18 protein-coding genes are annotated in these 21,281 nt (G+C 31.2%); 7 read left to right on the top strand and 11 right to left on the bottom strand.

Translation table 11 applies throughout. The annotated features are described in order from the left end of the window. Positions 1 to 72: 72 nt before the first annotated feature. Complete coding sequence (locus tag EI427_RS19605; RefSeq protein ID WP_126617925.1) at positions 73 to 858, top strand: alpha/beta hydrolase; 786 nt, start codon at positions 73 to 75, stop codon at positions 856 to 858. Between the two features lies 1 nt (position 859). Here EI427_RS19605 and EI427_RS19600 read toward each other — a convergent pair whose 3' ends face one another. The 6 genes from EI427_RS19600 to EI427_RS19575 all read right to left on the bottom strand — a co-directional run bounded on the left by EI427_RS19600 (position 860) and on the right by EI427_RS19575 (position 8,879). Further along, positions 860 to 1,678, bottom strand: coding sequence for a hypothetical protein (locus EI427_RS19600; protein WP_126617923.1), 819 nt, complete (start codon positions 1,676 to 1,678; stop codon positions 860 to 862). Positions 1,679 to 1,836: 158 nt separating this feature from the next. Beyond that, positions 1,837 to 2,598: a triose-phosphate isomerase gene (gene tpiA, locus EI427_RS19595; RefSeq protein ID WP_126617921.1), complete on the bottom strand. Its 762-nt coding sequence runs from the start codon at positions 2,596 to 2,598 to the stop codon at positions 1,837 to 1,839. Positions 2,599 to 3,491: 893 nt separating this feature from the next. Further along, a complete protein-coding gene (locus EI427_RS19590; protein ID WP_126617919.1) occupies positions 3,492 to 4,085 on the bottom strand; it encodes a porin family protein in 594 nt (197 codons plus the stop codon). 39 nt (positions 4,086 to 4,124) lie between these two features. After that, entirely contained in the window at positions 4,125 to 4,817 is a 693-nt protein-coding gene (locus tag EI427_RS19585) for a DUF4136 domain-containing protein (protein ID WP_126617917.1), read from the bottom strand. Between the two features lie 154 nt (positions 4,818 to 4,971). Continuing rightward, entirely contained in the window at positions 4,972 to 6,027 is a 1,056-nt protein-coding gene (locus EI427_RS19580; RefSeq protein WP_170178551.1) for a helix-turn-helix domain-containing protein, read from the bottom strand. A 143-nt stretch (positions 6,028 to 6,170) separates the two neighbouring features. Next, the gene (locus EI427_RS19575) at positions 6,171 to 8,879 is read right to left on the bottom strand and encodes a family 14 glycosylhydrolase (RefSeq protein ID WP_126617913.1); all 2,709 of its coding nucleotides are present in this window, start codon (positions 8,877 to 8,879) and stop codon (positions 6,171 to 6,173) included. Between the two features lie 391 nt (positions 8,880 to 9,270). Between EI427_RS19575 and EI427_RS19570 the strand changes: the two genes are divergently transcribed. Both EI427_RS19570 and alaS read left to right on the top strand, forming a co-directional pair. After that, complete coding sequence (locus EI427_RS19570) at positions 9,271 to 9,615, top strand: hypothetical protein (protein ID WP_126617911.1); 345 nt, start codon at positions 9,271 to 9,273, stop codon at positions 9,613 to 9,615. A gap of 213 nt (positions 9,616 to 9,828) precedes the next feature. Then, the gene (alaS, locus tag EI427_RS19565) at positions 9,829 to 12,435 is read left to right on the top strand and encodes an alanine--tRNA ligase (protein WP_126617909.1); all 2,607 of its coding nucleotides are present in this window, start codon (positions 9,829 to 9,831) and stop codon (positions 12,433 to 12,435) included. Positions 12,436 to 12,514: 79 nt separating this feature from the next. On the opposite strand, the gene EI427_RS19560 is transcribed toward alaS, so the two are convergent. Next, entirely contained in the window at positions 12,515 to 13,339 is an 825-nt protein-coding gene (locus tag EI427_RS19560; RefSeq protein ID WP_126617908.1) for a hypothetical protein, read from the bottom strand. 193 nt (positions 13,340 to 13,532) lie between these two features. Here EI427_RS19560 and EI427_RS19555 point away from each other — a divergent pair, with 193 nt between their 5' ends. Then, complete coding sequence (locus EI427_RS19555) at positions 13,533 to 14,534, top strand: arginine deiminase family protein (RefSeq protein ID WP_126617906.1); 1,002 nt, start codon at positions 13,533 to 13,535, stop codon at positions 14,532 to 14,534. 14 nt (positions 14,535 to 14,548) lie between these two features. Continuing rightward, positions 14,549 to 15,064: a hypothetical protein gene (locus EI427_RS19550; protein WP_126617904.1), complete on the top strand. Its 516-nt coding sequence runs from the start codon at positions 14,549 to 14,551 to the stop codon at positions 15,062 to 15,064. A 383-nt stretch (positions 15,065 to 15,447) separates the two neighbouring features. Here EI427_RS19550 and EI427_RS19545 read toward each other — a convergent pair whose 3' ends face one another. After that, positions 15,448 to 16,047: an NAD(P)H-dependent oxidoreductase gene (locus tag EI427_RS19545; protein WP_126617902.1), complete on the bottom strand. Its 600-nt coding sequence runs from the start codon at positions 16,045 to 16,047 to the stop codon at positions 15,448 to 15,450. Positions 16,048 to 16,358: 311 nt separating this feature from the next. Between EI427_RS19545 and EI427_RS19540 the strand changes: the two genes are divergently transcribed. After that, a complete protein-coding gene (locus EI427_RS19540; protein ID WP_126617900.1) occupies positions 16,359 to 16,715 on the top strand; it encodes a winged helix-turn-helix transcriptional regulator in 357 nt (118 codons plus the stop codon). 2 nt (positions 16,716 to 16,717) lie between these two features. On the opposite strand, the gene EI427_RS19535 is transcribed toward EI427_RS19540, so the two are convergent. After that, on the bottom strand, positions 16,718 to 19,060 hold the full coding sequence (locus tag EI427_RS19535) for an erythromycin esterase family protein (RefSeq protein ID WP_126617898.1): 2,343 nt from the start codon (positions 19,058 to 19,060) through the stop codon (positions 16,718 to 16,720). A 147-nt stretch (positions 19,061 to 19,207) separates the two neighbouring features. Then, positions 19,208 to 19,615, bottom strand: a complete 408-nt coding sequence (locus tag EI427_RS19530; RefSeq protein ID WP_126617896.1) for a hypothetical protein — start codon at positions 19,613 to 19,615, stop codon at positions 19,208 to 19,210. 273 nt (positions 19,616 to 19,888) lie between these two features. Between EI427_RS19530 and EI427_RS19525 the strand changes: the two genes are divergently transcribed. Continuing rightward, entirely contained in the window at positions 19,889 to 20,956 is a 1,068-nt protein-coding gene (locus EI427_RS19525; protein WP_126617894.1) for an LA_2272 family surface repeat-containing protein, read from the top strand. A gap of 49 nt (positions 20,957 to 21,005) precedes the next feature. Here EI427_RS19525 and EI427_RS19520 read toward each other — a convergent pair whose 3' ends face one another. Continuing rightward, a complete protein-coding gene (locus EI427_RS19520) occupies positions 21,006 to 21,275 on the bottom strand; it encodes a hypothetical protein (protein ID WP_126617892.1) in 270 nt (89 codons plus the stop codon). Positions 21,276 to 21,281: the final 6 nt, after the last annotated feature.

Below are 21,281 nucleotides of genomic sequence, written 5' to 3'. Positions count from 1 at the left end.
CTTTGACAAAAGGCCGAACGATTAGTGTTACCTACGTTCGGCCTTTTTCATTTTAAGAATTAACTTTGTAACATGTCATCAACCACATTATTTAACCCTGCCAAAAATAAAAAATCTAAGCACCCTATTATCCTAGTACACGGGGCTTTGTTTAATGCAGAAGCTTGGAAAGGTAATTTCTATGAGTATTTCTCAGAAATTGGATACGATACTTATGCTATAAGTTTAAGCGGACATGGAGAAAATGGAAATAAAGTTTTACTTAATCTCTATGGCTTAGAAATTTACACTAATGATGTAATTAACCTTATTACCTCCTTAGAAGAAAAACCTATTGTAATTGGGCATTCTATGGGTGGTATTGTTACGCAACTTGTAGCACAAAGAGTTTCTTTACAAGCTGCAGTTTTGTTGGCAGCAGTTCCTCCTTATGGAATATTAAACTCTATGACATCCTCATTTTTTTCTAACCCAATTAGTTGGGGGAAATTTGCTGCATCTACGTTATTCCCTTTTTGGAAATTTATTAATACAGAAGCACCTGAAGGTATTTATACTACCCCTCCTAGTAGAGAAGTTCAGATGCATGTGGGTAGAAATATTCAAAGAGAATCCATTCGTGCAATGTTAGAAATGTGCTTAAAAGACTTTGCTATTAAACCAGAGAAAGTCAACTTCCCAATGTATCATATTGGTTTTAGAGATGATAAAATTATCTTCCCAGAAGATGTAGAAAAAACAGCTGCCTTATATAATCACGAGTCTAAAATTTTCGAGAATATGGCACATGCCTTTATGTTTGAGCCTACTTGGGAAAATGTAGCAAAACATGTTGAAGAGTGGCTAAACAACCAATAAACTATAGTATTGAATTATAATGTTTTACAAGTTCAATAAGACCTTCTTTTTGTCTAAAACTTATATTGTTTTTATTGATATAAGATGACATTTCTGCCTCTTTACCAACAAATACTCTTAAAAGATGTTTCTTTCTTGTATCCACTAATTGTAAGTGATTATTATCAATTAAGAAATATAATTTTTCTTTTAAAGCATAATCATAAATCACTTCATTTTTATGTGGATTGGAATGTATTCCTCTTGCTTCATTGTTTAAACGGTCTTCATCAAAAGTTGTGTTAGGGCGTATAGCTGTTTTTAAAAGATAAGGGTAAGCAAGTAAACTTAAATCTCCTTTTAATATTTCTTGATAAATGCCCAAAGCCGGAACTCCTTCTCTTAAATAGATATCAGCATTAATAAAATCAAAATCAGTTTTATCTATTTCAACACCAGCATCATCATAATTAGAAACCACCATTTTGAAATTATTTATTGTATGAACTTCAAAAGTAATAGTTGTGGTATCTAGTATTTCCATTCCTCCATATAGAGAAGAAGATTCTACTCGCTGAATTTCTACTTGATCGTGCTGTAAATCATATAACACAGGCACATCCGTAAATTTTTCTCCAGTTTTTAATGTTACATCTCCTTGTGTCCAATCTGGAAAATAAAAAACAGTACTATCTCTTTCATATTGTTCTTGTTCTTCTAAATCTGATTGAATTTTACCCATCATAGATTTATCTTTCTTTTGCTTCTTTTTATTTTTCTCTTGAGCAAAAGATAGTAGAGAGGGAACTAGAAATATGAATAGTAATAATAGACGAAGCATAATCATTAAAAAGAATAGTTTAGTGACCTTCTAAGGTAGAAGAGTGATAACATTAGTAATATAGTAAGTTATTAGGTTTGATAAAATAAAAAAAAGGTTGACTTACTAGAAGCCAACCTTTTTAAAAACACGATTTATCTTTTCGATCTTAAAATCAATTAGTATGATTTTGAGATTTCGATGAAGTCTCTTGAAGCTAAAGAAGCACCACCAATTAAACCACCGTCAACATCTGGTTGAGCGAATAATTCTTGTGCGTTACTTGGTTTAGCAGAACCACCATAAAGGATAGGAGTTGCATCTGCAACTTCTTGACCATATTTAGCAGCAACCATATCACGAATATCTTTGTGCATTTCTTGCGCTTGTGCTGAAGAAGCTGTTTTACCAGTACCGATAGCCCAAACTGGCTCGTATGCTAAAACTACTTTACCAAAGTCTTCTGCAGAAAGGTGGAAAATACCTTCTGATAATTGTTTTTCAACAACTGCTTTTTGAGTACCAGCCTCACGCTCTTCTAATACTTCTCCAAAACAGAAGATTGGAAGCATGTTATTTGCTAAAACTGCATCAGTCTTTTTAGCTAACATTTCGTTAGACTCACCAAAATACTCACGACGCTCAGAGTGACCTAAGATTACATAATCGATACCGTAAGAAGCTAATTGAGGAGCAGAAATCTCTCCTGTAAAAGCACCACTAGGTTCTGTGTAACAGTTTTGTGCACCAACAAATACGTTTGCTGAGTTTCCGATTAATGACTTCACTTTGCTCAAGTGAACAAATGGAGTACACATAATAACTTTTACATCAGAAGGAGTTTCATCCTTTGCCATGTTTACTACTTCAGATGCTAATGATTCTGCTTCTTCTTTAAGAAGGTTCATTTTCCAGTTACCTGCTACAATTTTTTGTCTCATGATATTATAATTCTTTATTGAATGTAATTTTTAATAATCAGCTGCGAATATACATACGTATTTCTTGATTCAAAATGAGATTCGTCATACTGAAATTGAATATTTAGACATTTACGATAAAAATAGATTTTATTTTTTCCATAATATGGAAAATCAATTCCAATATGAAACATATATAAAATTGGCACACAATAAAAAATCAAACAAAACACTTATTATCAATTAGTTAACCAATATTAATTAACTGTTGGCATAATTAATGAATATTAGTTATTGGGTAAAGAATCATAGGTTAGTCACCTATTGTATGGCATGATACACCAGTAACATTAACCAGCTGTGGAAAGACACTTGAAAAATTTCAAGTGTTTTTTTTTATACAATGGTTTTTTAAAAATTTAAAGACCTTTTTGTTTTAAGATATTTTAGTATTAGCTTTACAAATGTAAAATAATAAAGATTTTACAGACGATCCTTTAAATTATATAATCTCAACTTTATCTATTCTAGCATCTAGGCTACATAAAGAATAACTCTATACTGTTAATCTAACACTGTCTATATTTTTATATCTTTCAATAGAAACAAAAACACATTAAATTTTTTAAGGTAAAACTTCTCCTTATAATCATATAAGGTATTTTTTTGATGTCTCCTTTTTACTTGAAAACAAAAAAGAGATTCCTCATCAAGAAATCTCTTTACCTATTATTACTCAATTTATTAACTCTCTACACCTAACTTTTTATCAATCTCATAAAATACTAAACGGTATTTCGAGAAGGTCAGAGTGTCAAATTTTATTTCTAGAATGTCAAGATTTATCTTTAAACAAAAAAACAGCTTTACGTTATCCGCAAAGCTGTCTTCTTATGTATTTTTAAACTTTCAATTTAGAAATCGAAGGCTAAACCAATATTAAAGCCCCAATAAGCTACACTGTCATAACCTTGAGCTGCTGTTTGATAGTTATACTTTACGTTACCAAGTAATGATACTCCTGCATCTCCCAGAGGTACAATTACACCTACTTCTGGTGCTACTGCAAAACCCCAATACTGATCTGAAACAGCTACACCACCAACTTGACTAGTAAAATATGTTCCTGCTGCACCAATTCCAACACCTGCATAAGGTCTAATACCACCTAGGTTACCTAAATAATAATGAGCGGTTGCTAATGTTGATAAAGAAGTCGAATTCTCATATGTTTCACCTGAAATAGCTGAATTTTCTGAAGAAAAAGTCTTATTCCCGAAATTCTGATTGAAATAATTAAAACCAATACTTGCACCAATAGATAAATTATCATTTAAGAAATGTCTGTACTCTAAGTTACCACCTCTAAAAGAAGCATCTGTAATAGTACTACTATTAGATGGTAGTGCCATGTTATAAGAAATTCCAATAAGATCTTGTGCTGATGCTGTTGATAATCCTGAAACAATTAATAAAGCTGCAAGGAATAATTTTTTAATGTTTTTCATAATAATAAATGTTTTTAATGTTTTAAAGTTGGCTATAAATTAGTTTGCTAAGATGTATGGAGATTGGATAAACATTTGATCAATACCACTTTTTATACGGTTTTGATTATCTACTAAGTTTGTTTCAGTACCATTTAAAATGCCTTGCCAAATTACTGGAACCTGATTTTCGCCATCTGTCACAACTGTTTCTCTATTGTCTACCATCTCTAAAATCACAGTACCTTGATCGTAAGAATAATAAGATGTCATTGGATAACCACCGTAGTAAGGATAACCACCCATTGGATACATATCATTCCAACCCCAGTAGCCACCCCAATAGCCGCCCCAGTAACCACCCCAGTCACCGTAAGTTGGCCATGCTGTGATAGAACCAACAACTGTATTATCAAAAGAATAAGGAAGAACTACTAAGTCAGGTTTGTCTGTCTCATTTTCTTGAATGAAAGTGTAACCTGCCGCTTTCATTTCTGAAATTGTCTCATTAATTATTATTTCATCTGTAGATGTTAATTGATAATCTTCTGAAGATTCTTCTCCAATATGTACTACATAATTTGGAACGCTAAATGTTTTTGCTGTAGAGTAGCTATCGTCATAATCAGCATTTTTATTTGTGATTACTGTATCATAATCAGAAACTTGATCTGGATATTCATCATTTGTATTACAAGAAGTAATTGAGAATAATGATGCTAAAGCTAAAACGATGTAATTAATTTTTTTCATTTTTTGTTTTTATTAAGTGATAGGTAGATTAACGGGGATCATCCTATGTTAAATTTCACTAAATGACTAAAAAACATCAGAAAATAACTTTTGTATAAAAAATAAGGAGATGTGAAAAATCACATCTCCTTATAGTATAATTTAATATAAAAATTTACCTACTTATATTCAAATTGTCCTTAAACTCTCTTGGTGTGTAACCAAATTGCTTCTTAAAAGCTGCTGAGAAATGACTTGCACTAGAAAACCCTAAATCCATGGCTATCATAGACATTGTCTTTTCACCTCCTCTTAATAAGGTTCTAGCTTCGTCTAATCGAACATTTTGATGAAACTGATGTATTGTTATTCCAAAAACCTGTTTATATAAAGCTCTTAGTCTACTTGCACTTAATCCGCATTCCCTTGCTAGATCATCAATATGTATTTGCTTGTTTAATTCTTTTTTTAGAATTGTACGAGCCATAAAAACAGCTTTCGTATTTATAGGGTATTTATTCGATTCTAATAATTCTTCTCGTTCATGAATTTTAGAAAAGAACACAGCCAATAAATGGAGTGCACACGCATGTACTAATTCATTTAGAAAGACTTCATCTTCTTTAAAAGTATAGATACGCCAAAACATACCATGCATTATTGGATCAAACTCTTCGAAGATGTAATAAGACTTTTCATCGCTAAAAATCTTTTCTACATTCGGAGACTTTTTGATTAACTCCTTAAAATGCGAGTCTTTTATTCTAATTGATATAAAATGAATATCTCTATTCGGGTTAAAATCCCATGTCATTGAGTCTTTACTATTTGTAGCAAAAACCCCTTGTGTAAGTATTGGGAAATTCTCTACAGTTACTTCATCAAGTTCATTATCTTGATCCTGCTCAATACCAAGAGTTTTATTACCATCTGGATCTCCAAAGAATATTGGTCTAAATTCCGCTATTTCGCTTAATTTTTTTCCTGATGTAGTGATCTTTTGTTTTAGGTGAAATTTAAAACAAAATACTTCTATATATTCATTACACTGAAAACCCTTAATAGTTCCTTTTCCTAGAGCATTATCAAACTTTATAGTATTGTCTGTTAATTTTCCTTCAAATATTTTTGCCCAAGATTCTAAGGCTGACTGAAAAGGTGATACTTCCATAGTATATCTATATTCTTTGTAATTGCTTAATTCTAAAACTTTAATTGATAATAATAGCAAGAGTATACTTTAAACTACTAATCAAAGAGTTATACGCCGCTACATATCAATTATTTCTATAATGTTTAACACTATGAAGATAAAAAGAAACCACCACTAATACATTGATTAATGGTGGTTTCTTTCTATTGTTATAAAGTTTCTTATCTCAACTTATTGATTAACTCTGCATATTTTTCAATGGCAAAGTTATTATCCGAGAATAAGTTTTGCATTCTTAGTATTGTAAGCCCCGAATAACTTGTATTTGCACGAGTTAATGCTTTCTCTATTTGCTCCCATCCTGAGTCTGAGTACAACTCATGGTAAAGGGCATTTTCTCCCATTACCTGAATGTCTAATTTCTTAGCAGCATTAGAGAACCACATTACAAGGTCTTCAGCTCTAGAGTATCCTTCCCAATCCTTGTTCATTTTTTCTAAACAAGTAAAGTGAAGTACCACTTTATCTTTAAAGTCTTTATCTATAATTTTCTTTAACATCTCCGTATATTCATCACGATCAGATGCATTAATATTCGGATAAGGAGCTATTAAACCTGCAGTAATTTCTGCTACACGGGGTTGATTAGGATCACTAATTAACCAGTGAATACCAGGCATTTTAAAACCTACAGGTACATTTTCAAACTCATCGTTAAAGATTTCTGTTGCTCTTCTAATTACTTTATTTCCATGCTTAGCAAGGCTTTCGTTGTACCAATTAAAGAAATCTAGCCCGTAACGTGATGTAGAATAATTATTATTTTTAAATAACTCATCTGCATCAGGCATTGGAATTTCTTCTGCTGACTCGTACGCTGTATGCCAAACCTCATTTATGTAATCTAAACTACCGTAGATATTTACAATATGACGCTGAAAATCTTCTACTGCTAGTCTACTATAGCATTGTAATGTACCACGGTTAGGATAATCTCCCCAATCATGAGAGTTATAAGAAGGATATCTTAACTCACCAGCAGGTCCTAAACTCACATTAATTTCATCAGTCATCCAAGCATACTTTTTATAGCGTTGCTTAAATGCTTCCATAAAACGTTCGTAGTAAGGAATTACATAAGTATCTGCCCATAAAGACACATATTCGACACTTACATCACCTGTTTCTGAAACATATTGTAAATCTTCTATCGATTTAAGGTTCGAATTTTCTTCAACAATTTTACCCCAAATCCAAAGTGGAATCATTTGTGTAAAATCATCGTTTACGTTACCTCCTGCTTGGTGGAATGATAATATTGGCACCCAATTTAATCCTTTAGATTCAATTAGTTTTACCATGTTATCATAGTATACCCAATCAAATTCATTAGACTGACGACCTTCTACTAATCCCCACCAAATATCTATAGAAACTGCACTTACTCCAATTTCTCTCATTGTATCTAACTGTCTCGAAACAGTTATCCAATCCTGATCTTGAAGTAATCTTTTTGCATTGTGTGTTTTTACATGAAGTGGTCCCATCACACGGAAAGATTTTTGTTTTCTTTCAATATGATCATCCTTAAACTTCACTTTTCTGATTAGCTCTCCTAAACGAGCGCTACCAGTACCTGTAGTATCAAATAACGCCTTCATGTTATTTACAATCAAACCATGTAAGCTATGATTTCTAAATAACCATTCTTCAGACGTATCCCATATTACGTGAGAGTTTATTCCTTCTGTTGATGAATTTTCTAAGATGAAACTAATATTATCAGCATCACCAAACTCCAACAGATGTTTTAATTTTAATGCGTATTCTGAATCAGATTTATACTCTGTTCTACTTTTTGTAGGGATAATAAAACGTAAACGACCTCTATCTATACCTACTGATAAATCATCTAGAGAAGTAGTGTATGCTTTCTTAACATCAACTTTTTTACTCAATGATAATATCCCTCCTCCTACTTCTGTAAGGTGAGGTGTATTTTTTAAGTTCTTCTCTGCATAAGCAGAAGATAAACGTATACATAATCTTGACCCTTCAAAGCCACCATCAGAAAATACATTCTGAAGAATATGTAATAACTTATTTCCATGGTTTGTTAAAGAGTGGTTATACCATTCTGTAACATCATTTCCATACAATGTATCGTAATACATACGCCCTTGGAGTACATCATTCTCTTTAAAATAAACAAATAAGCTTTCCTTATCTATTATTTCTACTCCCCACTTTTTTCCTGCAGAGATATAATCTCCATATTTTTCTCGAACATAATTGTCAAAATCCTCCATTGCTGTAGGAGAATAACATTGCATGTTTCTTCTAGGGAAAGCACATTCATTAATGGGGTAGCTTAATTCTCCTTGCGGAGTTGTAGAAATAAGCATCCTAATAAATCGTCCTGATATATCTGAAAAATTATGTTTGAAAGATCTAACTAATTCTTCGTAGTAAGGAAGTACATAATGGTCTGCCCATAAAGAAACAGATTCTTGCGCACTACCTCCACCTTTATTTACATATTTAAGCTGACTTAAGTACTTAATTTCCTCGTTGTCTTCCATGAGTTTTCCCCATAGCCAATCTGGTAAAGTACATAAGTAATTCTCTTCGTAATTATTGATCATCTGAAAATTAAACTCGACCACAATTTTTATATCGTGTTCTACGAGTTTATTAATCATACTTCTGTAGTATATCCAATTATACTGTATATGATGAGCTGTATTGTCAGAAGCTTTACCTTCTCCTTCTACAAGTTTCCATAAAATTGGTACTAATACAGTATTTATTCCTATTTTTTTACCTCGAATAATCCACTTCTCTAACTCTGTCCAATCTGGATCATTCGTAGAAAAACAAGTGTCTGGCTCTAAGATAGAATATGGTAAACGGACTTCAAAAGTCTTCATTTTATTATGATATAATTTGTTAGTAATACCTTGATAAAGGGTTTGTTAAGAGAAGTTACAAATATTATTCTGAATTCTCTATCCTCTCCATCAAGTTTAAAAACGCACATTATGAGATGCTTTGTTGTGCAACAAATATAGTGAAGATTTTTTCAAATCAAGAGACCACTGATTTATTACAAAAAAACCACCTCTTTTATATATCTAAATACTAACAATATCACTTCAATAGAAGTCTATAATTTATTTATAAAAATCATACTCTTATAAGAATCAATACATTTACTAATGAAAATGTAAACAATTGAACATGAAAGTTAAACACCCTAAATACTTCTAGCGTAGTCGTGATTTCAATTGTTTTAAAAGTAAGAAAAAACGATTTAATAATATGAAAAACCTACTTCTCAGTATTTATATCACAATTATAGCATTTAACTTTACCTTGGCTGATAATAGAAAGTACATTCACGTTAAAAGTAAATTTAGCAATGTAGAGAATATTATTACTAAAGGAGATTTAAAAGTTGATATTACTACGATTACAAAGGGATATCAAAAGTCTTCCACATTAAACGTTGGAGGGGCTGAAGTTCTTCTTTTTACAAAAGGTGATAAAACCCTTCTTGTTACTCAACAATTTAATAAATACGGTTGGGTAATTATAAATTCTGATTCAAAGCAATTAGGAATGATCATTAGAGAATTAATCTTAAATATTTACAATTCACATTAATGAATACACAACCAAAAATTTCTTAGAGGAATAAATCTGAAACGGTTTATTCCTCTTTTTGTATAAAACTGATGCAAAATCTTTATTATTTTCTTAAAAGAACCTTATTATCAGCATATACATAAGATACATTATTATATAGATTGGATATTTATCTTATTTTTGCACCGTTAAAAAATAAAATTTTTAAAATTACTCAGTAGAGAGATATACATGGACGCAAAAAGTATTCGCCGCACGTTCCTGGAATTCTTCCAGAGCAAGCAGCACGCCATCGTTCCTTCGGCACCACTTGTGATTAAAAACGATCCTACCTTGATGTTTACCAACGCAGGTATGAATCAGTTCAAAGATTATTTCTTAGGAAATAAAGCCGCCGAGAATACACGTGTAACAGATACTCAAAAATGTTTACGTGTATCTGGAAAGCACAACGATTTAGAGGAAGTAGGTATTGATACTTACCACCACACTATGTTCGAAATGCTAGGTAACTGGTCTTTTGGAGATTATTTTAAGAAAGAAGCTATTGAGTGGGCTTGGGAACTTCTTACAGAAGTTTACGGTCTACCAAAAGATAGATTATATGTTTCAGTATTCGAAGGCGATAAAGAAGACGGTACTGAACTAGATCAAGAAGCTATTGATATTTGGAAAGGTTTAATTGATGAAGATCGAATTATCCCTGCCAATAAAAAAGATAACTTCTGGGAAATGGGAGAAACTGGTCCTTGTGGTCCTTGTTCTGAAATCCATATTGACCTTCGTAACGATGAAGAAAGAGCAAAAGTTAATGGCTTAACTTTAGTAAACGAAGACCACCCATTAGTAGTAGAAATCTGGAACCTTGTATTTATGCAATTCAATAGAAAAGCAGACGGTTCTTTAATTTCTCTTCCAAACAAACATATCGATACAGGTATGGGATTCGAACGTTTATGTATGGCGATTCAGAAGAAAGAATCAAACTACGATACAGACGTTTTCCAACCAATGATCCAATCTTTAGCAGCTAAATCTGGTAAGGTATATGGTGAAGATGAGAAAATCGATATTGCAATTCGTGTAATTTCTGACCACATCCGTGCAATTTCTTTTGCTATCGCTGATGGTCAATTACCTTCGAACAACAAAGCAGGTTACGTAATTCGTCGTATCCTTCGTAGAGCTGTTCGTTACGGTTATACATTCTTAGGATTCACTAAACCGTTCATGTACGAGTTAGTTGATATTCTTTCTGAACAATTTGACGAAATCTTCCCTGAGTTAATCTCTCAAGCAGATTTTATCAAGAAAGTTGTGATGCAAGAAGAAGCGGCTTTCTTACGTACGTTAGAAAAAGGGTTAGTAATTCTTCAGAAAGCAATGGATGGTTCTGACAAAGTAATTGCAGGTAAAGAAGCATTTACTTTATACGATACATTTGGCTTCCCTCTAGATTTAACTGAACTAATTGCTTCTGAAAACGGATTCACTGTAGATACAGCGGGTTTCGATGCGGCAATGAAAGAACAAAAAGATAGAGCTCGTGCTGATTCTGCTTCTGAAAAAGGAGATTGGATTGATGTAAACGAGGGTGATGAAGTTGAATTCTTAGGCTATGATGTTTTAGAATCTGATGCTCAAATTTTGCGTTACCGTGAAGTAACAGAGAAAAAGAAAACAATTATTCAATTAGTACTTGATCAAACTCCTTTCTATGCAGAAAGTGGTGGACAAGTTGGTGATAAAGGTATTTTAGTTTCTGGCGAAGAAACAATCAGCATTTTCGATACTAAAAAAGAAAATGATTTGATTATTCATTTTGCTAATAAATTACCAAGTAATCCTTCTGCTCCTGTAGTGGCTAAAGTAGATGCTCACCGTAGACAATTAACGGAGAACAACCACTCTGCAACACACTTATTACACGCTGCATTGCAAGAGGTATTGGGTGAACACGTAGCGCAAAAAGGTTCTTTGGTAAACGATAAGCATTTACGCTTTGACTTCTCTCACTTCCAAAAAGTAGAAGCTGAGGAGTTAGCACAAATTGAAAAGATCGTTAACCAACGTATTCGTCAGAATATTCCTTTAAACGAGCAACGCAACGTACCAATTGATGAAGCAAAAGACATGGGTGCTACTGCTTTATTTGGTGAAAAATACGGTAAATTTGTTCGTGTAATTACTTTTGATAAAGACTATTCTGTAGAACTTTGTGGAGGTACTCACGTTACTGCTACTGGTCAGATTGGTTTATTAAAAATTACTGCAGAATCTTCTGTCGCTGCTGGTGTTCGTCGTATTGAGGCAATCACTGCAGATGCTGCTGAAGAATTTGTAGACGGTCAGATTACTTTATTACAAGAGATCAAAGAGCTTTTAAAATCAAAAGACCCTAAGAAATCTGTTATCGATTTAGTAGAAACAAAAGCTGCTTTATCTAAAGAAGTAGAAACACTTCGTAATAAAGAATTACAAGCTGTAAAAACGGAATTAGCTTCTAAAGCTGTTGCAAAAGATGGTTACAACTTTATTGCTGAAAAAGTAACTGTCCCAAATGCACAAAGCTTAAAGCAATTAGCTTACGACTTAAAAGCAGTTGTAGACAATATGTTCTTAATCTTAGCAGCCAATGTTGATGGGAAACCTCAAGTTGCAGTTATGATCGATGAAGAAGTTGTGAAAGCGAAAGATTTACATGCTGGAAATATCGTTAAGGCTCTTGCAAAGGAGATCAAAGGCGGTGGAGGTGGACAACCTTTCTTTGCTACTGCGGGTGGTAAAGATATTACTGGTTTGGACGCTGTTGTTGTAAAAGCACAAGAGTTAGTTTAATAAACTCCTCTTTTAAAATATAAAACGGCCTTTCCTTAATTGGGGAGGCCGTTTTTGTTATTGATTATTATAAAAATATTTAAACAGATTTCATATTTCTCATATAATAATGAAACCACATAGAATCTGAACCAAATTGATAATCCTCAAGGATATACTGCCAATTTATTATATTTTCCTTGGTTATTGACACTGATGAAAAAGAACTGTAATCTGTTTTATTCAACTTTATTAGACTATTACTTGATATAGATTTTTGATTTATATTTTTTTGAACCAAGTACTCAACACTTAATGATTTAATCGTAAACCAACCTGAAAATTCTAATTCATTCTTTATCATATTTTCATGAGTAAATAATCTCCCTATCGATAATGGAGGGAAATTTAATGTTAACTGCTCAGCATAAGGTTTTAATGTTAATACTATTTTCACATCAAATAAATCATCAATACCATTTAAGAAATTAATCATATTATGAGTAGGTTTAAAACCCTTCTCTACTAATCTACAGGATATATGTTTTACAATGTATTTCTTAAAAAGAATCCATTTTTCTTCCCATTGATTTTGATAGATATCACATAAATCAACTGTTTTTTCGGCTAGTATTTTTATCTCATTATCAAAATAATAGGTAAAAAACATATCATAAGAATCATCAAATAGTTTACTCTTATGACCATTACAAACATTACATAAAAATTTAGGAAACTTAATAAAGTCAGATTTCGGTCCTTGAATTATAATAGAACCATCCTCTCTGCTCTTAAATAACTTGAGTCCTAATTCTTTATACTCACTTTTATTATAAAAGTAATCAAAATGAGTCTTTTTTATTTTATGCTCTCCTGTTAAGTTTTTAGTTGATCCACACCACCAACATTTTTGTGTTGTTTGCATAATACAATTAGTTATCAATAATAAAATCAATCTAAAGCTAATTATTTAATAAGGAAATCATCTATTTTATCATTCTACATTAATTTATTTCTTCTCCATTAGGGTTTTTACAGGACTTCTACACTATTGTTATTGAATGAGAGATTAAGACATTATTTTTTTCTCAAACATTAAAACAATAAAATATATAAAAATGAAAAATTTAGAAAAAAACATTGGTGTAGATTTCGAGTATGGAACATTAAAAGAAGTTATTGTAGGGCCTCCAAATATGTATATGCCTAAAAAATTACCTGCTTATTTAAAAGATTTTTTAAGTGAAGATGCTTATCAAATGTATGAGAAATTAGCTGGTAGTACAGTAGAAAAGGTTTATCCTGAAATACATAAAAAACAAGTAGAGCAAGTAGATGCCGTTGTTGAATTACTTAGAAGTAGAGGAGTTAAAGTACATGTCTGTGAACATTTAACAGAAGCTGAGAAAAAATTTGGTGTAAACCAAGTAGATTCCTACCAATCTAATACTTACATGAGAGATGCTATGGTTGTTATTGATAACAACTTTATTGAAACAAACATGTTTGATCCAGGTAGACGTAGAGACCGTTTCTCTATTAGAAGAACATTACAAGAAAGATTAAAAGGTTCTAATGCTAAAATAGTTGCCATGCCAGAACCAATTATTGATTGGGACGGAGATAGCTTTGCTGATGGTATTTTCTTAGAAGGTGGTGACACGTTTGTATTAGGTAAAAACATTTTAGTTGGTAACACTGGTAATGCTAGTAATACAGCAGGTATTGAATGGCTCCAAAATTACCTTGGAGAGGAATATAATGTTCAAGAGGTTAGATTAAGCAATAATTTTGTACACCTAGATTGTGTGTTATCTACTTTAAGACCAGGCCTTGCTTTGATTGTAAAAGAAGCATTTTTAGATGGTATTCCAGACTTAATTAAAGATTGGACATTTGTTGATGTTAGTCCAGAAGATGCTGAAAAATACCTTGCTACAAATGCGTTAGTTCTAGATAACAAAACAGTATTAATGTCTGCTTCACTTGGTCATATTTCTAAAGAAATTAGAAAGCACAATCATGAAGTTATAGAAATGCCTTTTGATGCGTTAGAGTGGCAAGGAGGATCGTTTAGATGCTGGCACCACCCATTAATAAGAGAAGTAAATAATAACTAAAATTTATTTTAATTATGAAAAATAAAAAAGCATCAATTAAAAGTAAAATAGGTTTAGCACTAATAAGTTGTGCCGTATTAATGCCTGTTCTAGGTTTATTAATTCCTTTTTTAGGGCTCAATAAAATTGTTACTGGAGCCTTAGTCGGATTATTCTTAGTTGGAGGTCCAGAAATATTTATAGTTTTAGGTGTTACCCTAGCAGGTAAAGAAGGTATTACCATTGTCAAAAACTTTATTAAAAAGGTTTTTGGTTTACCTCAAGGCAATTACCCTGCTACAAATAAGCAATATAGATTAGGCTTAATTATACTAATTATTAGTATTGGAGTACAATTTATCATTTCATATTTGTCTGTTGTTATCACCATTAAGTATCTTTTATATTTTACTATTGGAGCAGATGTTTTGTTTATAGTTGGTGTTTTCATCTGTGGAGAACAATTTGTTACCAAGCTGAAAAAGTTATGTCAATGGGAAAGTTGGCAGCTTCAGTCAAAAGTTGGTAATACAAAAATGAAGCAGGTTTAAATCTATTTTCAGATCAATAAAACGACCTTTTCTTAATTGAGAAGGTCGTTTTATTTGTTTTATATTCCTTTGTTAAAGGCTATCTCCATCAATTTATTATAACCATAGAATGTTAGGGGAAAACATCAATTCTGCTTTTGCTGGGTTTAAATGATATTTCCCAGAGTAACTAGGCAAAAGGTCAATGCTAAAGTAAAAGTTCCTTCTTTTAACTTCTCGCAAAAAATGGCTGTTTCATTCTTAAAATACTCTCGATGTACTTCAAAATAATTTCTCTTTTGATTTTATTGTTGAGCAGCAGAGATTAAATTTAGAATTTAAACATAAAAAAAGAGTTACCCTATTTTCATAAGATAACTCACTTTTATAAATCAAGTAATTATTTAAACCACTTCAACAATATCTTTTATATCTAATCTAGATTTAGGGTTATTTGAAGGTTGGTTACCATCTTTATCATCTCTGTAACCAATCATTACAGCTACAAGTGGTTGATACCCTTCTAAGCCTAAAATTTCTTTATATTTTGCTCTATCAATTCCTTCCATAGGTGTTGAATCTATACCCATAGCTCCTACTGCAGATAAGAAATAACCAATAGACAAATACACTTGATCCGAGAACCAATTTTTAATTACATCTTCTCCTTGAGGCTTTAACATTGAATTAAAGTAACCAACAGCTCCTTCTGGAAGGTACTCGTTAATATCACTTTCAAATTTATCAACATTGTCTACTGCACTAAATACAACTAAGTGACTACCGTCTCTAACTTTTTCTGCATTAAAATAAGATGCCTCTGCTAATTTATCTTTTAACGCTTGGCTTTCTACAATTGTAAATTTCCAAGGTTGACTATTAATAGATGATGGACTTAACCTTAAAATCTCTTTTAATTTCTCTAAATCGGTAGCACTTACCTTTTTAGATGCATCATATTTTTTTGTTGTATATCTAGACTTTGCGACTTCAATAAATTCCATAGTTTTATTTTTTATGTTGACCTTATCAACGTTAAAATTCTTAAAATTGTTTCCATCAAAAGAAATTATTGTGACTTGTTCACTTTTTATAAAAATAACGTTAAGTGAAAATTAGTTACTTTACTTTTGATAGTTACAAACATAAGTAGTGTTTTTATTAAAGACAATAACGGGCACAAATGTAAGTATCTATTTTTAACACTTATTTGTATTAAGTAAAAAACATCAATTACAAAACAATACATAATAAAGTTGCTTTACTTTTGATAGTATCTTATTTTTATAGTTATCAAACAAAAAAAATCAAATACATGTTCAAAGTAGAAGATAAAGTTTACCCCTGTTGTACTAGTCTTACAATGAAATATATTGGTGGAAAATGGAAAACCGTCATCTTAATTCATTTAAAAAATAATACACTTAGGTATAATGAAATTAGAAAAACTATTCCGACTATAAGCGAAAGAACTTTAAGTCTGCAGTTAAAACAATTAGAAGAAGATGGCCTTATCAGCAGAAAAGTTATTGCTACTGATAAGCCCCCTTTAAGAGTGGAATATAGTATGACCGATTTTGGAAAAACCTTAATTCCTCTTCTAGATATGATTTCTTCTTGGGGAGAAGAGGCTATTAAATGGGATGATAAAATTGAAGTAGTAAAAAAGTGATTTTAATAAATATATCTTATATCCTTACCTTCTTCCTTTTCTCTTTTTCCTACTTCTTTATCATAAGCTTCATAAGATATAAAATCATATTCAATAGGATCATTTGATTCTTGGATTACTGATTTTAAATAATATAAACTGTCATTATTTTGCTCATAAGTAACCTCATATTTGAGGAAAGAAACTAGTTCATTAAATTCTACTCCTTTATACCACCCTTTGTCATTATACTTCTCTAAATGTTCTATAACGGTAGACTTAATTTTTAAAATTGCATAGTCTTCAGCATTTATATAAATAACTCCTTTATAACTCTTTACATTTAAATGAATTGTATTTTTATAATTCAAATTTATTGATTCAAATTTAATAACATAGACTTCTTTATCATCAATAATTTCAATGTCTGTAAATTCAAAATTATAGTGTTTAAGGTTAGATGAATTCAAATAATTATTATGCCTTACGTTTATAGGATCATGATTAAACCTATACATTCGTATTTGCTTTTTATAGTTTGTATTGGGCTTTAATTCTTTTATTCCTTTGCTATCTACTTCAGAAATTACTGCTGATTTTGTTTTTATAAAACCTATGTACCTTAGGGGAAATAGAATAACAGATTTGTACCCATTTTTATCATATTCTTCTACACTTTCTTCCTTATAGTATCTTTTTTTATATTTTCGGCTAGTAAAATATCCTTTGTATACACCATTTCTTGTATAAGCCTCTTGAGTATAATTTTTAGGAATATTCTTTATCACTTTCTTCATGATACTCTTTGCAGTCAGAGGTTCACTAGAAATTGTCAACGTAGTCATTTCTTCTACCTTAGGGGTTAAATAGATCTCTAAATCATTTTTTGAAGTGGCAATTGTAATAGATTCATAACCAATAGAAGAAAAAGTGATAGAATCTTCTTTATATGGTACTCCTATTGTAAAGGCTCCTTTTTTGTTCGAAGATGATCCTCTTTTAGATTTTGTAGTAATAATATTTGCGTAAGGGATTACGTTTTTTGTTTTCTGATCATAAATTATTCCCGATTGTTTCTCAAAAGAAGCTTTATCTTTTAAATAATAGGTTGGGAGTACAAACGCTTCATTTTCTAACTGAAATGAAAAACTAGTTGTTTTATCTATTCCTTTATAACTCTCATCCTCTATTACAGTACCTTCTTCACCAACGTCATATAAGCTGAAATGATCTTTAGTCAGACTATCTAAAAAGAAAAAACCATCTACAACTTTTGTCCAATCTCCTTTAAAAGCAACAGTATCAACTTCTAAAGAAATACTTTTAGCGTCTTCTTTTAATACTTTACGAAAACCATATTTATGCCCTTGTGCTAAAAAATCTTCTTCTATTGTTTGCTGTTTTACTGTTCCATTTATAGTTCCAGTATAGGCTAAAATAAAGACTTCTTTTCCAAGTGCTCTTTTAATATAGCTTCCCATTGGCTTAAATGATTTAAACTGTTGTTCGTCTAATACATCTATTTGGTTTGAAAAGTGAGCAGTTGCACCCCATCCAATAATTTTTTTAGAAGGATATTTTTTTGCTAAATATAAGAAGGTATTCCCCATTCCTTCATCTCTTAAATTACTATCTGATGCCTTAAAAGTCGCTTCATCTTTTTCATATAATTTATTGATATAATGGTTATATAACTCTCTATCTAAATGATGTAATGTGAGTAATAAATCATCTTTAATTGGCGTTTTAGCATTTCTTAATTCCTGTATAACACGCTCATTAATACTTTTAAATTGCTCATACTTTTCTGTTTTATCATCTCCTTCATAATTAAGTACAGGAGTTATAATAGCCAACCATTGTTTAAACGCTTCTTCAGTAGAAAAATAGGATTTGAAATCTCTTTCAAAAAACTCTTCAGCATATTGACCACTAAACTGTTGGTCAAAACCAACTACTCGAAGCGTACTTTTATTCTCTGTTACATAATCTAAAAAAGGATGAAATTCTTTTGATTGGTTCCATATATTAAATATGCTTTTAAGGTATGCAAGCTTTGCATTTTCTCCTTTTCTAATTTCCTCATTTGCTTTTTCTAGATCATAAAAGCCACTCTCAAATGCAATCAAATCGAACCCCATTTCTTCATGCAAAAACTTTACTGTTTCAATTTTTGCTGTAAATACATTGCCATGAAAATGATCTGGTTCTCCTAAAAGGACATACTTAGTATCTCCTAATAGTTCTTTTAATGGTTGAAGATTTTCTTTAGATAGTGAATCAAAAGTATAGAGTGATTGGGCAGTTTGTGCATAAGAATAGATACATAGCATTAAGACTGCTACCAATAGCGTTAGCTTTTTCATTTAAATAGTTTTAGCTTTTTCGAAAATAGTTGGAAAGTGAATTTACAAAAAAATAGTCACCTTAGTTAAAAGGTGACTATTTAATTTTTGAATGACAATTGAGTGTTCAATTAAGAACTTCAATGTAGATGTATATTGCAGAATTCTTTATTTAAATAATGGTGCAAATTTAGCTCTGTAAACGTAGGCTAGGTAAATTATCATAGCAGTAAAGCCAATAGCTCCACCAATACCCGCAGGATCTAAAGTTGCATGAAATAAAACAGCATTAAAACCGATAGCTCCAAGTACAATTAATGTTGCAGGCACTGCTTTTTTAAGTGCCAATAAAATACCACCAACTACTTCTAAAATACCTACTATTGGTAAAATACCCATTAACATAAGTGACCCAAAAACTTGAGCAACTTGATCGTTTGCTGGAGGCATTGGTAAAAACTGAAGGAATTTATTAGCTCCAAAAACAATCATCATTACTGCAAGTAAATACCTTACTCCCATTGTTACTTTACTTTCTGATGTAGCTTCTATGTTTACTGCTGCTTGATTTTCCATATCTTTAAATGTAATTATTGTTCTTACTTTATTTGTTTAAACAAATGTATGAGTGATTATTTTAATTTCCTAATTAATTACAAAATTTGTTTAAAAGTTTAATCAAAAACAAACACTATACACCTAAAGTACAGTTGATTATATATATTTTTACTTTATTTTTAAAATAAGATAGGGGTAAACTATTTTTTAAGGGTCTTAAAAACGAATACCGATAAATTCATCTGTATTTACTTTTAATCTATTATTAAATACTAAAATCATCTATCATTCATGAAAAATCTAATCACTTATCTAATCGTTTTCATTTTGAGTAGTCAGTTTCTTTGTGCTCAAGACAGTCTTCAAAACAAAGCATATCAAGTGTCTTTTTTATATCCTATAGGTACTAACGGAACTGCTACAGAATACAGTAGCGACTATTCTTTTAATGTACTATGGGGTATAAATAGTGGTATCAACTTTTTTGAACTTGGCGGTATTTCCAATATTAATAAAGGAGATGTAAAAGGAGGCCAAATTGCTGGTATTACCAATATCACAACAGGAAACTCAAAAGGTTTTATTTGTGCAGGTATAAGTAATATCGCCTCAAAAAATATGGATGGATTGCATATTGCTGGTATAAGCAACTTTACTAAGGAAAATGCAAATGGTGCTCAAATTTCTGGTATTGCAAATATTGCAAATAAAGATATGAACGGAGCTCAAGTCAGTTTAATAAACACTGTTAGAGATAAAGCAACAGGAGCACAAGTAGGTTTAATTAATACTACGGACTCTTTAAAAGGCTCTCAGGTTGGTTTAATTAATGTTGTTACAAATGGTGCTGAAGGAACTCCTATCGGATTAATAAACATAGTAAAAGGTGGTTATTATGCTCTTGAAGTTACTGCTGATGCAACAATTTGGGGAAACATTAACTTTAAGATGGGTACTAAAAAATTCTATACAATTTTTAAAGGAGGATACACGCAGTACAATTCTAAAGATGTGTATAGCTACGGACTTGGATTTGGTTCTATGATGGAAGTAGGAAAACGTATAAACCTATCTCTTGATCTATCTTCTAATTATTTAGCATACGATGGTAATTATGAACAAGATTTAAACCTATTAAATAAAGCTGATATCAATGTCCATTTTAAACTAACTAAGAACATAAGTGTTTTTGCGGGACCTTCTTTAAATGTTTATATCTCAGATTTAAAAGTAGATGGGAATGAAACAACGGGAACGCTAGATATTCCTGACAATTCATTTTACGATCATACAAATGCAAAAGGATCAAGAACTTCTATTTGGCTTGGAGCAAATGCTGGTTTAAACTTCAGTTTCTAGAAAATAACACATAAAAAAAGGCTGAAATCTAAATTTCAGCCTTTTTGATTTACTCTATTGAGTCCACTAAAAATGCGGTACCGTTCTGAATTAAAACTGGTTTGTTATCCACAGTATACAACTCTGCATAACCACAATCTTTGTTTTTCAAAACAAGTTTGTTTCGAATGATTTTTTCAACAGAAAAAATCTTTTTAGAACCACTGTATTCTAAAACAAGTGGATCATTTTTAGTTGGTAGTGTAAAATTTGAATTTTTTATGATCGTCACAACAATCATAATACATAGTACAATTATAAGTAATCCTTCGTAAGTCATAGTGGT

The sequence above is a fragment of the Flammeovirga pectinis genome (assembly GCF_003970675.1).
Classification (GTDB): domain Bacteria; phylum Bacteroidota; class Bacteroidia; order Cytophagales; family Flammeovirgaceae; genus Flammeovirga; species Flammeovirga pectinis.
Note: the sequence above shows the minus strand (reverse complement) of the source record. Positions and strands in the feature narration are given on the sequence as shown.

What these genes read in the sequence shown, in the direction of transcription:
- EI427_RS19605 (WP_126617925.1), top strand. Translation starts at nt 73, where the DNA reads ATGTCATCAACCACATTATTTAACCCTGCCAAAAATAAAAAATCTAAG.
- EI427_RS19600 (WP_126617923.1), bottom strand. Translation starts at nt 1,678, where the DNA reads ATGCTTCGTCTATTATTACTATTCATATTTCTAGTTCCCTCTCTACTA.
- tpiA (WP_126617921.1), bottom strand. Translation starts at nt 2,598, where the DNA reads ATGAGACAAAAAATTGTAGCAGGTAACTGGAAAATGAACCTTCTTAAA.
- EI427_RS19590 (WP_126617919.1), bottom strand. Translation starts at nt 4,085, where the DNA reads ATGAAAAACATTAAAAAATTATTCCTTGCAGCTTTATTAATTGTTTCA.
- EI427_RS19585 (WP_126617917.1), bottom strand. Translation starts at nt 4,817, where the DNA reads ATGAAAAAAATTAATTACATCGTTTTAGCTTTAGCATCATTATTCTCA.
- EI427_RS19575 (WP_126617913.1), bottom strand. Translation starts at nt 8,879, where the DNA reads ATGAAGACTTTTGAAGTCCGTTTACCATATTCTATCTTAGAGCCAGAC.
- EI427_RS19570 (WP_126617911.1), top strand. Translation starts at nt 9,271, where the DNA reads ATGAAAAACCTACTTCTCAGTATTTATATCACAATTATAGCATTTAAC.
- alaS (WP_126617909.1), top strand. Translation starts at nt 9,829, where the DNA reads ATGGACGCAAAAAGTATTCGCCGCACGTTCCTGGAATTCTTCCAGAGC.
- EI427_RS19560 (WP_126617908.1), bottom strand. Translation starts at nt 13,339, where the DNA reads ATGCAAACAACACAAAAATGTTGGTGGTGTGGATCAACTAAAAACTTA.
- EI427_RS19555 (WP_126617906.1), top strand. Translation starts at nt 13,533, where the DNA reads ATGAAAAATTTAGAAAAAAACATTGGTGTAGATTTCGAGTATGGAACA.
- EI427_RS19550 (WP_126617904.1), top strand. Translation starts at nt 14,549, where the DNA reads ATGAAAAATAAAAAAGCATCAATTAAAAGTAAAATAGGTTTAGCACTA.
- EI427_RS19545 (WP_126617902.1), bottom strand. Translation starts at nt 16,047, where the DNA reads ATGGAATTTATTGAAGTCGCAAAGTCTAGATATACAACAAAAAAATAT.
- EI427_RS19540 (WP_126617900.1), top strand. Translation starts at nt 16,359, where the DNA reads ATGTTCAAAGTAGAAGATAAAGTTTACCCCTGTTGTACTAGTCTTACA.
- EI427_RS19535 (WP_126617898.1), bottom strand. Translation starts at nt 19,060, where the DNA reads ATGAAAAAGCTAACGCTATTGGTAGCAGTCTTAATGCTATGTATCTAT.
- EI427_RS19530 (WP_126617896.1), bottom strand. Translation starts at nt 19,615, where the DNA reads ATGGAAAATCAAGCAGCAGTAAACATAGAAGCTACATCAGAAAGTAAA.
- EI427_RS19525 (WP_126617894.1), top strand. Translation starts at nt 19,889, where the DNA reads ATGAAAAATCTAATCACTTATCTAATCGTTTTCATTTTGAGTAGTCAG.
- EI427_RS19520 (WP_126617892.1), bottom strand. Translation starts at nt 21,275, where the DNA reads ATGACTTACGAAGGATTACTTATAATTGTACTATGTATTATGATTGTT.